Below are 15,772 nucleotides of genomic sequence, written 5' to 3'. Positions count from 1 at the left end.
ATTTTTAAACTAATTGTTTTATTAATTATTTTTAAGTTAATTATTTTTAAATTGATTATTTTATTAATTTTTTTAAGTTAATTATTTTAAGGAGGATTTATGAATTTTTCAAACATAAAAAAGTATTTTTTAAATCTTTTTGGAGCAATACTAGTATCTATATTAATAGTTTTCGTATATCTTATTGCTTCAGCTTTTGAATCAACTAATAAATTGTTCTCAAATCAAACGATTAATTCTATGTCAACTTTTATAATTTCTTTTATAATCGTATTCATATTAGCTAAAGTATATAATGAAGGTATACTAGAGGATTCATACAAAAAGCTTTCTATAAAAAGTTTTTTAAACTCTGACAAAAAATATATCTCATTGACATTATCACTATTAATAATATCTATAGTATTTTGTAAAATACTAGCAGTAATTATATATGGCTTAACAAAGGAATATGGTTCTGACACAGAGCTTAGTCTTGCCATTTTTATAGCTTCTTTCACATACATACCATTTATAGAAGAATTAATATTTAGAGGTATGTTTTTTAACATTGCTTCTAATGTACTAGATATGAAAAATAACACTGTAATGAAGATTGCAATTATAGTCAATCTCATAACTTTTTTACTCATTCACTATACTAGTGTTGGTTTTCCAAATTTTAATTTATTTTTATCCTTATTAGCGTCTATTCTTCCAAGAGTAGTGATTTCAGCATCACTTATATATATTTACATTAAGACTAAAGACATTAAGTACAATATTATTTTGCATATGTTATATAATTTTATTATTATTATCATAAATTCCATTTTATAATTATAACTACAAATTATACTCTCTTTTACATATGTTATATGAATTTATATCTAATCATAAAAAACACTTTTATGACCTAATTACAAATTATCCCTTATAATTTAATTAGTATATATTTTTAGTTAAATTGGGTAATAAAAAAGAAAAGGATGGTGATTTGATTGAAACTTAATAAAGGTATCAAATTTACAATAGGATTGTTTATAGATATAGGAATTAGCTTAGTTTTAGGTCTTAACCCTCTATTAACAACTTTATTTGCTCTACTATATATAACACTCTATATTCCAGATATTTGTAATATTATAAAAAAATAAATATTTATCTCTCAGTAAATAAAAAACAAAGGGGGAATATTATGAAAAAAATGCTATTGGTATCTATGTTCCAAAATGTTTCAAATATATTAAAAACAGTTGAGCCTAATCTAAAAAATAAAACAGTAACATATATTCCAACCGCAAGTACTGTAGAAAGATTAGGCTTTTTTGTTAGAATAGGTAAATGGAGATTAAAAAGACTAGGATTAATTGTTGATGAACTAGAAATTTCCACATCGACCTATGAAACAATTAAAGATAAATTAGAAAAAAATGACTATATATATGTAACAGGTGGTAATACTTTTTTCTTGTTACAAGAATTAAAAAGAACAGGTGCAGATAAGTTGTTGATAGAAGAAATAAACAAAGGGAAATTTTATATAGGAGAGTCAGCAGGTGCCATTGTTGTTGCCCCTAATATTGAATATTCATCTGAAATGGACGATATAGAAAAGGCTCCTTCCTTAAAAGACTATTCTGGTTTGAATTTAATTGATTTTTATGTAGTACCACATTTCCAAAACTGGGAATTTGGAAAATCTGTAGAAAAAATAGTAAATGCATATTCTAAAACTTTAGAATTAAAAAACATTAATGATAATCAAGCAATATTAATTGAAAACGACAGTATTAGAATTTTAGATAAATAAAACAACAATAAATGCTATTTTTAATTTTACAATCTGTAAATACTTAAATGCTTTGTAAGCTGTAAATACCTAAATGCTTTATGCTCTGTAAATACCTAGATGCTTTATAATCTGTAAATACCTAAATGCTTTGTAACCTGTAAATACTTAAATGCTTTATGCTCTGTAATTACTTAATGAATTTTTGTAAATTCCTCTATCTTTAAGATATTTAAACATACAAAAAAATATAGCAGGAAAACATAAATAAAATAATTTAATATAAATAGCGCCAAAGAATGATAAATACTATGTTGTCATATCTTTGGTGCTTTTTTATGCAGTAAGTTTTAGAATAGCAATTGACAAAAAAATTAAACCTAATTATAATTAAACTAATAGTTTAATTAATTTTATGAAAGGAATATGACATGGGAAGAAGAAAAAAAGAGCCAAAAAGTGTGCATCGTGAAAATATTGCTTCTGCTGCTCAAGTTTTATTTATGCAAAAAGGAATTGAAGCAACGTCAATGGATGATATTGCAAAAAAAGCTGGTTATAGTAAAGCAACCTTATATGTATATTTTAAAAACAAAGAAGAAATTGTTGGTGTATTAGTACTTGAAAGCATGAAAAAACTGCATACATACATCACTTCTGCTCTAGAAGAACAAAAAAGTACAAAAACAAGATATGACTTTATCTGCAATGCACTATTAAAATATCAAGAAGAATTTCCATTTTATTTTAAAATAGCTCTCGATGAAATCAACATTGACTTTGAAAATACTGACTACTTACCTGAGGAAAAAGAAACCTTTCGTGTTGGTGAAGAAATCAATGAGAAAATAAAGCAGTTACTAAAGGCTGGTATCTTATCAGGTGAACTTAGAGAAGATATTGAAATTATGCCTACTATATTTTCACTTTGGGGAATGTTATCTGGCATTATACAGACAGCAGCAAATAAAGAAGCTTATATCAAACAAGAAGTAAAACTTTCTAAACATGAATTTCTTAAATACGGATTTGATATGCTTTATCGCTCTATTTCTAAATAGATAAGATAAATCTACAAATATACAACTATACAATTTCTTATAATAGACATCATCACTTTATATATTTGAATATATCTGAAATTCCATTAAAACAAAAATGACAATCAACTTTAGAGATATTCAAAACAATTACCAAATACTCTAACTAAAAGGATTGAGAGGTATTAGAAATGAAAGTAATCAAGAAAAAAATCATTTATCGTATTATCGTTATAGTTTTGCTGATAGGACTTGCATGCCTTGGAATATATTTAAAACAAGTTAAAGATTACAAACAAACAGTGGAAAATATGACCTTTAAAAAAATAAATATCTCTGCCATTGCTGATGGAACCTATGTTGGAGAATGTAATGTAAATATCATATCTGCTAAAGTAGAAGTCACTGTAAAGAGTGGTAAAATTTCAAACATTAATCTTTTGGAACATAAAAATGAACGAGGAAAAACAGCAGAAAAAGTTATTGATAAAGTACTTAACAAGCAAAAAGTAGATGTAGACGCTGTATCAGGTGCAACAAATTCAAGCAAAGTTATAAAAAAAGCAATCGAAAATGCACTCATAAAAGGATAACTATACTTAACAAATTCCTATAAGAGTAAAAATATTGTTTTTAAATAGCTGTACCAATTTGTGGTATAATAAAAGCAAGAAGAACTACAATCTATTTCGTCATAGAGTGAAGTTCATAATTAAATGAAACTATTTGAACTTATGGAACTTGATTTTAAAATCAAATTCCCAGCCACTTTTACTCTTGCCACGAGTTGAGTGGCTTTTTACTTTTATAAATACTTTGCAGATTAAGTAAAATATTAAACTAGCAACAACGCCAACTATTACATTAAGTAAAAAGTTATTCCTACTTCCCAGCTCCTTTCATTAGGAAGTAGGTTTTATCTCAGTATGAACTCCACTCTTAAATTATAGGTTACATCTTCTTGATATAAATATCATAACATATGTTTTTCCATATTTTACCTGAACTTTTATTCTAATAACTCCTTTTTCTTTTCAACATCATATATACCTATTATCCTGAATCTCCTATGACTAAAGTCACAGGGTTCCTGCTTCATAGAATTTTGCATAATCAAATATTGTTTAGAAACTAGATTTAATATAATAAAATCAACTATAAACAAGAATAAGTTTGTTCCTCTAAACAATGTAATACTTATAGGAATATGTTACAAATAAAACTTTCAATAATTGAGCCTTGAGTAGTGATAAAATAATATTTTTCATAAAATAAGCCAATTAATTGATATAAATTATCATTTTCTGTTGAAAATTACATTCATGCGTGCTATACTTAATTGCATAAATGGTAATAAATGTCATATGATTTTACAATTCTATTAATAATAATTATTATTAACTTTTAAATTTCGAAATAAATATCAAGAATTCTCTAAAATATATGAGAATTCTCTAAAACATAATAGAATTATTAAAATATAAGATAATTATAGAGGCTATATAAAAAACACATAAAACTATACAAGAATATATAGGACTATGCAAAAGCATATAGGACTCTCAAAATATAATAGAACTATATAGTACTACTTTTGTAAAACATATACTCTATTTTTAGCATTTATTACTCTATACACAAGATATATAAAATTTAACTTAATGAAAGGATAAGATAAAATGAATATTTTAAAAATGAAAAAAACAGGGATATTTTTAGAAGGAGTACTTTTAGGTACTGTAGGTGTAAAAATACTTTCAAGTGATTGTGTAAAAAAATCTTGTACTAAAGCAACTGCTGGAGCGTTGAAAGTTAAGGATTCTGTTCTCGAGACAACTACTAAAATCCAAGAAAATATGGAAGATATTTTAGCTGAAGCAAAAGAAATCAATGAACTAGAAGAATTATCTTCATCTAAAGCAAAAAATGTACAAGAAGATGCTAAAGTTGTACAAGAAGTTCTTAAAGATGAAACTGTACAAACTGTAGAAAAAGATACTGATTCTGATAGCATTAAATGTGAAGACATCAAGGGAAATGGTACTGAAGAAAAAAATAGTACTTGCACAGCAGAATAAATTTAACGATTATTATGGTTAATACTATCAGGTGTTATGATTAATAATATCAAGTATTATGATTAATAGTATCAGGAGGAAGTAAATTGAATCTTTATATAAAGCATGAAATCAGAGGTCGTATACGTTTTGATTTACAGCTTGGTAAATTGAATAACAAACAGGCAGATACTCTACTATATTATTTGACTTCTATAAATGGTGTTACCAAAGCAAAAGTTTATGATAGAACTGGTGACGCTGTTGTTTATTACACTGGTGAAAGAAACTCGATAATAAAAGAAATCACTAAGTTCAGTTTTAACAATAGTGAAATAGAAAAGTTAGTCCCTGAACATACTGGTAGAGAGTTAAATAATTACTACAGAGATAAATTAGTAAATAAGCTATTGGTAAAGAGTGTATCTAAGATATTTTTTCCAAAATCTTTAAGATTTTTTTTTATAGGACTTCACTCTATAAAATATTTCAAAAAAGGTATCTCTTCTTTATTAAATAAAAAGATAGAAATTTCTGTTTTGGATGCAACTGCAATAGGTATCTCCATTTTTAGAAAAGACATAAACACAGCTGGGTCAGTGATGTTTCTTCTTGGTATAGGCGAATTACTAGAAGAATGGACTAGAAAAAAATCTATAGATGATTTAGCTCAAAGTATGTCGTTAAATATTGAAAAAGTATGGTTAAAAAATGATGATACTGAAATTTTAGTTCCAATTTCAGAAATAAAAGAAAACGATTTAGTTAGTGTAAATATGGGAAATATGATTCCATTAGATGGAGTTATTGAATCTGGTGAAGCAATGATTAATCAAGCCTCTCTTACAGGTGAATCTCTTGCAGTTAATAAAAGAGAAGGCTCTTACATATATGCTGGAACTGTAATAGAACAAGGTAATATTGTAATGTGTGTCAAAGAAAAGGCTGGTACTACCAGATTTCAAAAAATTGTAACTATGATTGAAGAATCTGAGAAACTTAAGTCTTCTGTAGAAGGAAAATTTGAACATTTAGCGGATACCTTAGTTCCATATAGTTTTTTAGGAACTCTATTTACTTATGCAGTTACTAGAAACCCTATAAAAGCACTTTCTATTTTGATGGTAGATTTTTCTTGTGCATTAAAACTCTCTATCCCTATTTCTGTATTATCAGCCATGAGAGAATGTAACAATTATAATATTGCTGTAAAAGGTGGGAAATTCCTTGAAAATGTTGCCTATGCAGATACTATTGTGTTTGATAAAACAGGCACATTGACAAAGGCTCAACCAACTGTTTCAGATATAATTACCTTCCAAGATTATAATAAAAAAGATATGTTAAGACTAGCTGCTTGTTTAGAGGAACATTTCCCACATTCTATAGCTAATGCAGTAGTTCATGAAGCTGAAAAACAAGGTCTCAGTCATAAGGAAATGCATACAGAAGTCGAATATATTATTGCACATGGTATTTCAACAAAAGTCGATAATAAAAAGGTCATAATAGGTAGTAAACACTTCGTATTTGAAGATGAAAAATGTATTATACCAGATGGCGAGGAGTATAAATATAATAATCTTTCAGACGAATATTCTCACCTATTTATGGCAATATCAGGAAAATTATCAGCTGTTATTTGTATCAGTGACCCTTTACGAGCAGAAGCTAAAGATGTAATTTCAAACTTAAGACAATATAGACTCAAAAAAATTGTAATGATGACTGGTGATAGTGAAAAAACAGCTAAGTCTATAGCCAGTAAAATTGGAGTGGATGAATATTATTCAGAAGTTCTACCAGAGGACAAAGCCAATTTTATTAAAGAGGAAAAACTAAAAGGTCGTAAAGTTATTATGATTGGTGATGGAATCAACGATTCCCCTGCTATCTCTGAGTCAGATGTTGGAATTGCAATGAGTGAAGGTGCTGAAATAGCAAGAGAAATTTCAGATATTACTATATCAGCAGATAACTTAAATAATTTAATTGTTTTAAAACAAATTAGCAATAAACTTATGAAAAGAATTGGTTTAAGTTCTAAATTTATTATTGCTTTCAACTTAGGTCTGATTTTTCTTGGTGTAGGTGGCTTTATTAGACCAAGTACATCCGCATTTTTACATAATGCTTCTACTGTTGGAATAAGTTTAAACAGTATGACAAATTTATTAGATAAACCTAATACTTATAATTACAATTAAACCCCCTTGTATAACACATTTCTATCTAAAAAATTTATAATTCATATTAAAAAAAGCACTCTTAAACAATAATATTTAAAAGTGCTTTTTTGACTAAATTTTATAACTAAAATCAACCTACTTCAATATTACTTCTCAATATCAAAGGTAAGTTTCCATAATATTGCTACCTCACTTAAAACTGCTATATTTCAATCAATCTCTGTTCATAGCATTTTAGTTCATTTTGTTTTAGATAGCTAAATTCAGACTCTACATAAATACCACAACCAATAAACTCAATTGTTAGATTTGGTATATTCTCTTTCAGTATACTCATCTGTCCATATATAATCTTTTCCCACAAATCAGCCTGTAATATAGAGAAATACTTCATGATTTCTCCATCATTATCCATATCTTTTTTAATTTCAGACCAGTTTTTTAGCAAGACTCCTCTTTTATCAATGTATCCAAGTTTTTTAAAGGTCTCTATACTCTCATTCCATGCATCTTCGCTACTCTTCTCAAAATATGACTTTAGCTTTTTACTTTGCTCACTTGTCAATAAGTCATAAGAAAGCTTCTTATTAAAATGTGCTCTCAAAGAAAGCTTAGCCATAGAATATGGGCTTCTACCAGAGTTTAATCCTGCATTTTTAAACTTTTCTATTCCTTTATCTTCTATTGAAGACCAGATAGAGTTTACTGAATCTGAATCATCATCTTTTCTATATTTAACATCCAATCCATGTGTAATATCGATATAATTTTGTGGAAATACATATTGATAATACGTATCTTTGTTATCATCATATAGAGAAAAATATCCTTTATCATATAAATGCATATGTACATTTATGTTTACACTATCATCTAAAATATTTCGTCTAAGATTAGGTATATTTGCATAAATAGTTACATATTTCATTGCATCATAGTTTTGATTTATTGGAATTTCAAAGCTAATTTCTTCTCCTGTCAAAAGCTTTTTCACTTCTTCTTCATTACAATCATATAAAGAAAATGTATTTTCAAATCCCACACGTGATTTTCCAGCCAAGCTTCCTGCTAATGGTATTTTTAAAATATGATTGTCTGTTTTTTGCCATTGATAAGTATCTTGAGCTAAAAACTCTTTAATTTGTCTATTTTGTTCCTTTGCCTGCTTTAGCACCTCATCTTCATTTTCTGTTATCCCTACATGGCATCTATTTAAGATATTTACTATATTGCTTCCAAATGGAAACGTCCATAATTGAAAAGCTGCTGCCTCCACTTGGCACAAATATCTAATCTGATTCAATTCAATTTGATGAATAAGCTTTTTCTGATACTCATTCATTTGGTTACCACTGTCTGACATCTGATAAATCAGTTCTCCCATTGCAAGATTGTCTTTTTTCTTATCAATCTTATCAGTAATAATAATCTGAGCATCCATCATATCCTGTACTTTTTTGAAAATCCCAGAAATATCCTCTGCATTTTCCATTTTCAAGATTTCAAACTTCTTACTCAATTCAGTTAAGACATCTTTCATTTTTAGTCTGCTTATCTCATTTTCAAAAATATCTTGGTTTTTAACTGTAGTATCAAAACCGTCTACAAATGGTATAATAGATTCTTTCAATGTTTTATCTTTGAACTCTGCCATCTGAGTATTTAAATTATCTAGTTTTTTAATATTATCCTCTTTTGTCTTAATCGCATCCTTGATTACTTTTATTTTATCTTCAAAACTAGCTTTTACATTTAGACAATTATTAACACTACTAATTGCTGTATTGATAAAAGAACAACTTGCACTACCAATGCTTAATGCATTTTTAATAGTAGCTGTTCGTTGTTGTCTTTCAATAGAGGCTTTACACTTCTCTAGTGCGGCCAACTTATCTTTTTGTTGTTTATTACTATAATTTGCTTCCAACATACCCATTTCTTTTTTCTGAATGTTTGAGTATATCTTTTCATACTCACCATCGTCCAAACCATTTTTTGCTACTACAATGTCATTTTCTTTACCTTGGTAATCACCATTATCTAAAGACTTAGTCATAATCTCTTTAATCTTATTAAAATTATCTATTTTTCCATCATCAACACCGACTAGTTTATTTGTCATTGCTCCTAAAGCATTCTTTCTATCTTCATTTAACTGAGTTCCAAGGACAAAACTCATACCTTCGGAATCCATTTTAAAATCTGAAAAATTAATCATTCTGTTAGTCCATTGGTACTCTTCTTCTTTAGCTGAAAGATTTTCTTTTAAAGATTTTGCACTATCAAAAGCTCCCAGACAAGCTTGACCAACACCACTTAATGATGTCAGTAGACTCAACGCACTCTGTATTCCAGAAAGAATTAGCTGTGTTTTCATTTGTTCCTGAAGTTTTTCCTTCTTTTCTTCTAGTTTTTTTATATCTTCTTTTTCATCTTCTTTTAGCTTTAGAATTTCTTGAATCAACAGATTCATTTTTGCTCCAACAGAAAGCATTTTATTTTCAAGCTCTTTTTTCAAAACTTCTATTTGTTGATTTCCTGAGTCAATTTGAGTTAAGACACTTTCCTTATAGGTATTGAAATATGCCTCTTTTAGTTCTTCTTTCTTTCCTTGTTCTAATTCTTTTAAAGTCTTCTCTAGATAATCTGTCAGAGTACGAATATCTGTAACACGATTTCCTCCAATTTCATCTTCTTCTATCATCTGCATATAAAATGCTGCTTTCTGTTCAAGTGCAAATAAAATCATGCTCCATTCACTAAAATTCTGATTTTCTTCTACAAAAGCTTCAATTCTATTAGAGTGCATCAATTTATTTATAAGATAGCCATAAATCTCTTTTCCTTCTTGATAAAATTCTTTCTTCATATGCATGTAATCTAAAGAAATTACGTCTTTATTTTTCTTGTCAGATTTATAATACTTCTGAAGAATTTCTCTATTTAACTGCATTTCCACTTTCTCAACTGCATTAAAAATCTCATAGATATGTGAAATTTCTAAAATATCCGCTTCTAAAATTCCTACTGCACATAAAAGTTTAAGGTTTCTATATCCTTTACTTCCAGAAAAACCAAATCTTTCAAAGAATTGATAGAAAAATGTATCCAGTGATAGAGAATACTCCTGCTTTAGCAATTCGTTTTCTACTAATGATTTTCCAGGATGTCCTTCTTTTCCCTGTGCTCCATCTAAACCTGAGTCTGCAAGCTTTTTAATTGTCCAGTCCTTGTGTTTTGTATAAAGAGCATCTAATGCCTTTCCATCATCTGCTGTTTCCTTACTGTCTGAACCACGCCCTATCACATATCTATCAAAATAGTAATAGTTTCTGTCACTATCATCTATTGGAACAGAAGTCCCTATATATCTTATTGTTTCTTCAAAAATTCCTCGGATTCCTCCAAGACCTCCAGCTCCACCTGCTCCTCCAGAACCTCCTTTTCCTGCTAAGCCATGTCTTCCATCTCTTTGGCTTATAGAATTTTTTAGAACTGTTGCTTCTCCAAGGAGATAAATCTGTCCAGCCTTACTTCCAAGACCAGCATTTCCACCATCTCCACCTGTTCCTCCAGTATTTCCTTGTTTTCCTTTTTCTGCTTCTACTATATAGTATTTTGTACGTTTCTCCTTAGTAAACTCTTTTTTCTCTGGTTTAGAACCTAGTTTTGCATTTGCTCCAGCTATTCCGGGTGCTCCTGTTTCTCCTACTTTTCCATCTTGACCATTTCCACCTTGTCCACCATCAGTATAAAGCTTAAGTTCTCCTTCTTTTTGTATATGTTTAAAAGATATTAAAATATCGCCTGAAGTTCCTGCATTATTTCCAGCTCTTCCATTCATTCCGTTATAAATAGAACTTTCTCCATCCAATTGTTTTGCATCATTTCCAGAAACATTAATTGAATAAGAACCTTTTGGTATACATAATTTTTCAATCAATAGAACTATGTTTTTACCTGAAAAAACTTCCTTCTTCATATCACAATCTACTTTTAGTTCACACTCTCCATACATATATATGGATGACAATTCATTAAGTTTATAGTCAGATATGATTTTAGTCAAATCTGATAAATTCACTTTAGGTACAGGAATATATATAGAAAGCACTTTCTCTTTTTCATATGATTTTATATATGTAGAATTTCGGATTTTTTCTCTTCTATATTCTGCATCTAGAAGCTTCTCAGCTTCTCCTTTTTCAAATTCCTTCTCTGCTATCCAGTATTTAATACATTTTAATGTGTCTTCTAGTGTTGTATTTAATAATGACTTTAACAATTCACTTAGACCGACAATATTAGTTTCTCTACAATAACTATTTAACTCTAAAACAAGGCGTATTTTTTCTAATATATTTACTTTTTGTACACCATCCCCATAGAAAAGTTCTTGCACAAAACTCATGAGTCCTTCAATACTGTTTGTTTTGTCTAAACTCTGACTCATTTGTTCCAACTGAGCTTTTTTCTCTTTTAGATTTTCTATAGAAGATAAAATAGAAATAGAATCTTCTAACGCCTTTTTTACACTTTCTATATAAGAAGGTAAAAGTTTTTCTAGTTCTTTATATGTTATATCAACAGCTTTTTGTACCTCTATTTTACAAGAAGCAGTAAGCATCAATCCCATATCCGTTTTCTTGAAAGTGGCTGGAAGTTTTTCTAGTTCTCCCAATAGATTTTCTGGCTTTGTATCTAGTGGATTACACAATTCTATAGACACATTATCTGATAGTATCACATTTAACAAATATACTAGTTCTCTATAACCTTCATAATCTTTTTCTTGATTATCTAGGTCTTCTTTTACTTTTTTCAGTATATTTTTAACTTTCTCTTTTGTTACGCTACTACTAAGTGGCTTGGGTATTTTATTGATAAGAAAGAAAAAATTTTCCTTATACTGTGTATATTCATTAAACATATCTTTTAAGTTTTTAGCTGTATCGATTAACAGTGTATGTCTGGAGTCCAGTAAAGACTGGTAGTCTAAAATGACTACTATTCCTTTTACATTTGAAGATGCAGAGATGGTTTCTCTTACAAGCATTGCTCCTGCAATCATATACTCTGCTCCACGATTATCAAAAAATCCAGGACAATCGCATAAAGAAAATGCTTTATTTTCAATATCTACAACTTCTGGGCATAAAGTCTTAGAATATACACCATTTCCAATATCAACGGCTGAATCTTTAGCTGTGATATATACTTGTCCAGTTTCCGCATCTGTTTTTTCTTCCATCTCACAGCCTTTTAAATAGTTGATACAAGTACTTTTCCCAACTCCTGAAGCACCCAGGAATAACAAAATCGATTTTTCTTCTAAATTGTATCTTTCCAGTTCATGCCTTCCATCTTCTAAAAGATTTATGATTCCATTGTACAATTCATTTGCCATATGTTCATCCCTTTCTATACTTCAGCACAATAGTTTTGATATTTATCTTTAATAAAGCTTTCTTCTACTTTTAAAACTGCTGTTGATACTTTAGAATTTGGATTATTATATCCTCCATATTCTCCTCTATCTCCATAATCAGCATACTCTCTTGATGGACCTTCTTTTCCTTCGTTCCAACTTCCACCTTCAAGAGTTATACGATAGCTAGCAATACCAGTTAGCTTATAATCCCAACTTGTAAAATATCCTGTATAGTATACAGTGGAATCTATAGCACTTGGAGAGAATGAAAGTGTATTATAACCATGATAACCACCTTTTCCTCCATTTCCACCAGAACCTGGTCTTCCATCTGGACCTCTTTCTCCATCTCTTACTGTTATATCACAACAGCTGATTAACTTATCTCTCTTTTCATCTGAATCTGCCAAGAAGTAAATCTTTCCTTTGCTTCCTCCATTTCCACCTCTTCCAGCATTTCCTCCTTTTCCGCCATTATCTCCTTTTGTACCACTCGTTCCTGATGCAAAATAACCTTTAAACATTTGTCCATGGAAATTACTTGTATATCCTGCATCAGTTCCATTTTTACCAACATTTCCAGTCTCACCATTTTTACCATCTGTTCCTCTTGAACCATTTCCGCCATTTGCTATTAGTGTAGGGCGATAGTTTTTAATTTCTTCTTTAATGTATAAATAAATATTTCCTGCATCTCTACCATCTTCACCATTTCTTCCATATATAGAATTATCTATAATATTTCCACTCTTTCCACTTACATTAATCTTAGTGTTACTACTTACATCAAGGTTCTTACAGGAAATAATGATATTTTTTTCTGATGCAAAATCCATTCCAAGATTATCATCCATATAGATAGTGTCTTTAGCTGAAAACATAATTGTAGAGACATCCTCTCCCACTTTTCTATTCCTAAAAGCCTCTAGAACACTGCTAATTACCAAATTTTTAATTAATGCTTTAACTTCTATGACTGTCTTTTCTTTAAGTATAAATGCTTTTATTATAAATGGAGTTAAAATATATTTACTTACAAGATTTCTAATTATTTCATTACCTTTTTCTCCATATGCATTTAATCTTGTTATATTGTCTTCTAATTCTTCACTATTTCTATCTGCAAGATTCTTTAAAATAGGCTCAAAATCACGTTTACTGTATATGTAGTCTGCTTTATTTGCAACTTCCATCAATTTATCTCTATTTGATAGAGTCCATACTTGTTTTTGTACCTCATAAGAAACTAAAATCTCTTCTACTTTCTCTCTTATAATAATAAATTTTTGTTCCATTATACTTTTACTTGTTTTTTCTATAATAGATTCCATATATACAGAAGATAGTGAGATTTCAGCATCTCCATGGTCTGTATATTTATTTAAATCTTTAATTATATCTAAGTTTCTCTTTATCTCATTTTGTAATTTTATACATGCATCTTCCAAGAATAATCCACTTTCTCCTGACAATAAATTGATAAATTTATCTAAAGTAATACTAGCTGTATTAACTGAACTTTCTAACCAGTTTTTAAATATGTCTACTACTCTATCATATTTTGACATTTCTTGAATCATTGTTACTCTTTCAACCTTTTCAATAAAGTCTTCTGTATATTCTTTAACATAAACTTCTAGTCTAGATACTATACCACCTTGAATATCTTTTATTAATGTATCTAAAACTAATCTTGCATCTGCACTGATTGGGTATTGGAATGCTGATGTTTTATCTTTTACTTCTTCTAATTTTATTACTTCTTTTAATAATCCTTCTCTTTGTTCTGCTTCAAGTGGTTTACAAAGATGAATATTTTTTCCTTCTCCTTTTAGCAATTCTTCAAATAACCAAGCTTTATCTTGTATATTATTTTCTGGGCTTTCACACAATTGTTCGTATTTTTTTCTAATCACATTATATATTTGTTTTTCTGTTCTTCCTAAAAAGCTTTTAGAGATAAAGAAAGTGATACTTCCTCTAAAATTTTCTTTATGAAGGCACATATTTAACTGTTGAAATAAATCAAGTACTTTTGTAAGTCTAGCCTCTAATATATCAGCTTCTGGTATTAGTACAACTACACCACATATAGATGCAGAATTTCTAAACACCTCTCCCAACGAAACTGCTGCACTAATGTCATGTGCTACTCCTCTGTTATCACTAAATCCTGCAGTATCACATAAATTTGCATCCATTCCTTCTACGTTTTTTCTCATATCTACAATATTTGGATACAAAGTTTGCGAAACAGCTCCTGAACCAATTTCTGCAACGGGGTCTACACATTCAATATAGGAGATACCAGTATCTTCATCTTCTACCTCCTTCATTTCACACCCTGCAAGATAATTAATTGCTGTACTTTTCCCACAACCTGTGCCTCCAAGAATCAAAATTAGATTCTTATTCATAGCTTTATTTGTTTCTACTTTCCCTTTATCTAATAGGATTTTGATTTCTTCTAAAAGCTGATTTTTTTCTTCCATATATTTTCCCCCTTGTTTATAGAATTTTTTAATGTTAACTTTAATGTTAAAATAACTGTGCTTGTAAAATAGGACTTTTACTAACACAGTTATTTTGTTTTATATATCTAATTATATTTTTTATTTTATATATCTAATTACATATTTTATGCATCTAATTACATGTTCTACTTTATATTATGTTTTCTACATATTATCCTTCTACAGTTGGTTTTAAAAGCACTCCACTATGATTGTATTGTCTATCTTCTACTACTACAAAAATAGGTTCCATTTCTTCTGTAGATGTTATTTTTAATTCTAAGTAAATGTTATCAGTTGGCAATATTTTTACTTGATAATTCTTTAAATTATTATTTGTAATATCATTAAACTTGTCTCCATTACGTTCAAAAAAAACATTATCAACTATTACAAAATATACCTCTTCTTTTTTGCTATTTTCAACTTCTATAGTATTTTGTTGGGTTATATTTAGCCTCATTTTCTAACTCCTTTTGTGTTAATGTTATTTTAGTATATTAATACTTGTAATTGTTGCGTTACTATTTTCTTCACAAGGAAGAGCTTTGAAAATTATAATTTCTGCTAAATAATCCTTAGGAGGATTTGTGATTGCAGTAGCATTGCAAATAAATTTAAAATTTGTACCTGCTACAACTTGAGTAGCAACAATAAGTGGTTCATAATCAACACCTTTTAACATTCCTACAGCTTCATTGAATATTTCTACTTCTTCTTTTTCTACTGGTCTAAATTTTGACCATCCTCCACAATGAATATTCATATAAA

The 15,772-nt window shown here is 28.8% G+C and carries 11 protein-coding genes; 6 read left to right on the top strand and 5 right to left on the bottom strand.

What is annotated here, in order from left to right; all coding sequences use genetic code 11:
• The first annotated feature begins 99 nt into the window (after positions 1 to 99).
• The 4 genes from KGF50_RS00415 to KGF50_RS00400 all read left to right on the top strand — a co-directional run bounded on the left by KGF50_RS00415 (position 100) and on the right by KGF50_RS00400 (position 3,404).
• Positions 100 to 819 carry a CPBP family intramembrane glutamic endopeptidase gene (locus tag KGF50_RS00415; RefSeq protein ID WP_227846324.1) on the top strand — a complete coding sequence of 240 codons (720 nt, stop codon included), beginning with the start codon at positions 100 to 102 and terminating at the stop codon, positions 817 to 819.
• A 358-nt stretch (positions 820 to 1,177) separates the two neighbouring features.
• On the top strand, positions 1,178 to 1,792 hold the full coding sequence (locus KGF50_RS00410; protein ID WP_227846323.1) for a Type 1 glutamine amidotransferase-like domain-containing protein: 615 nt from the start codon (positions 1,178 to 1,180) through the stop codon (positions 1,790 to 1,792).
• Positions 1,793 to 2,202: 410 nt separating this feature from the next.
• Positions 2,203 to 2,832: a TetR/AcrR family transcriptional regulator gene (locus KGF50_RS00405; RefSeq protein WP_227846322.1), complete on the top strand. Its 630-nt coding sequence runs from the start codon at positions 2,203 to 2,205 to the stop codon at positions 2,830 to 2,832.
• Between the two features lie 170 nt (positions 2,833 to 3,002).
• Positions 3,003 to 3,404, top strand: a complete 402-nt coding sequence (locus KGF50_RS00400) for an FMN-binding protein (RefSeq protein WP_227846321.1) — start codon at positions 3,003 to 3,005, stop codon at positions 3,402 to 3,404.
• 129 nt (positions 3,405 to 3,533) lie between these two features.
• Here the strand turns inward: KGF50_RS00400 and KGF50_RS22495 are convergent, their stop codons facing one another.
• Positions 3,534 to 3,704, bottom strand: coding sequence for a type I toxin-antitoxin system toxin (locus KGF50_RS22495; RefSeq protein ID WP_413926772.1), 171 nt, complete (start codon positions 3,702 to 3,704; stop codon positions 3,534 to 3,536).
• Between the two features lie 786 nt (positions 3,705 to 4,490).
• Here KGF50_RS22495 and KGF50_RS00395 point away from each other — a divergent pair.
• Together KGF50_RS00395 and KGF50_RS00390 are read left to right on the top strand one after the other, a co-directional pair.
• A complete protein-coding gene (locus KGF50_RS00395) occupies positions 4,491 to 4,889 on the top strand; it encodes a DUF6110 family protein (protein WP_227846320.1) in 399 nt (132 codons plus the stop codon).
• 86 nt (positions 4,890 to 4,975) lie between these two features.
• On the top strand, positions 4,976 to 7,075 hold the full coding sequence (locus tag KGF50_RS00390; RefSeq protein ID WP_227846319.1) for a heavy metal translocating P-type ATPase: 2,100 nt from the start codon (positions 4,976 to 4,978) through the stop codon (positions 7,073 to 7,075).
• 184 nt (positions 7,076 to 7,259) lie between these two features.
• Here the strand turns inward: KGF50_RS00390 and KGF50_RS00385 are convergent, their stop codons facing one another.
• From KGF50_RS00385 to KGF50_RS00370, 4 genes are all read right to left on the bottom strand, one after another.
• Positions 7,260 to 12,464 carry a GTPase gene (locus tag KGF50_RS00385; RefSeq protein WP_227846318.1) on the bottom strand — a complete coding sequence of 1,735 codons (5,205 nt, stop codon included), beginning with the start codon at positions 12,462 to 12,464 and terminating at the stop codon, positions 7,260 to 7,262.
• A 14-nt stretch (positions 12,465 to 12,478) separates the two neighbouring features.
• Complete coding sequence (locus KGF50_RS00380) at positions 12,479 to 14,980, bottom strand: ATP-binding protein (protein WP_227846317.1); 2,502 nt, start codon at positions 14,978 to 14,980, stop codon at positions 12,479 to 12,481.
• A gap of 193 nt (positions 14,981 to 15,173) precedes the next feature.
• Positions 15,174 to 15,464, bottom strand: a complete 291-nt coding sequence (locus KGF50_RS00375) for a hypothetical protein (protein ID WP_227846316.1) — start codon at positions 15,462 to 15,464, stop codon at positions 15,174 to 15,176.
• 24 nt (positions 15,465 to 15,488) lie between these two features.
• Complete coding sequence (locus tag KGF50_RS00370; protein ID WP_227846315.1) at positions 15,489 to 15,767, bottom strand: hypothetical protein; 279 nt, start codon at positions 15,765 to 15,767, stop codon at positions 15,489 to 15,491.
• Between the last annotated feature and the right edge of the window lie 5 nt (positions 15,768 to 15,772).

Source organism: Clostridioides sp. ZZV15-6598, from assembly GCF_020657705.1.
Taxonomy (GTDB): Bacteria; Bacillota; Clostridia; order Peptostreptococcales; family Peptostreptococcaceae; genus Clostridioides; species Clostridioides difficile_F.
The sequence above is the reverse complement of the archived record's forward strand: the minus strand, read 5'-3'. Positions and strand labels throughout refer to the sequence as shown.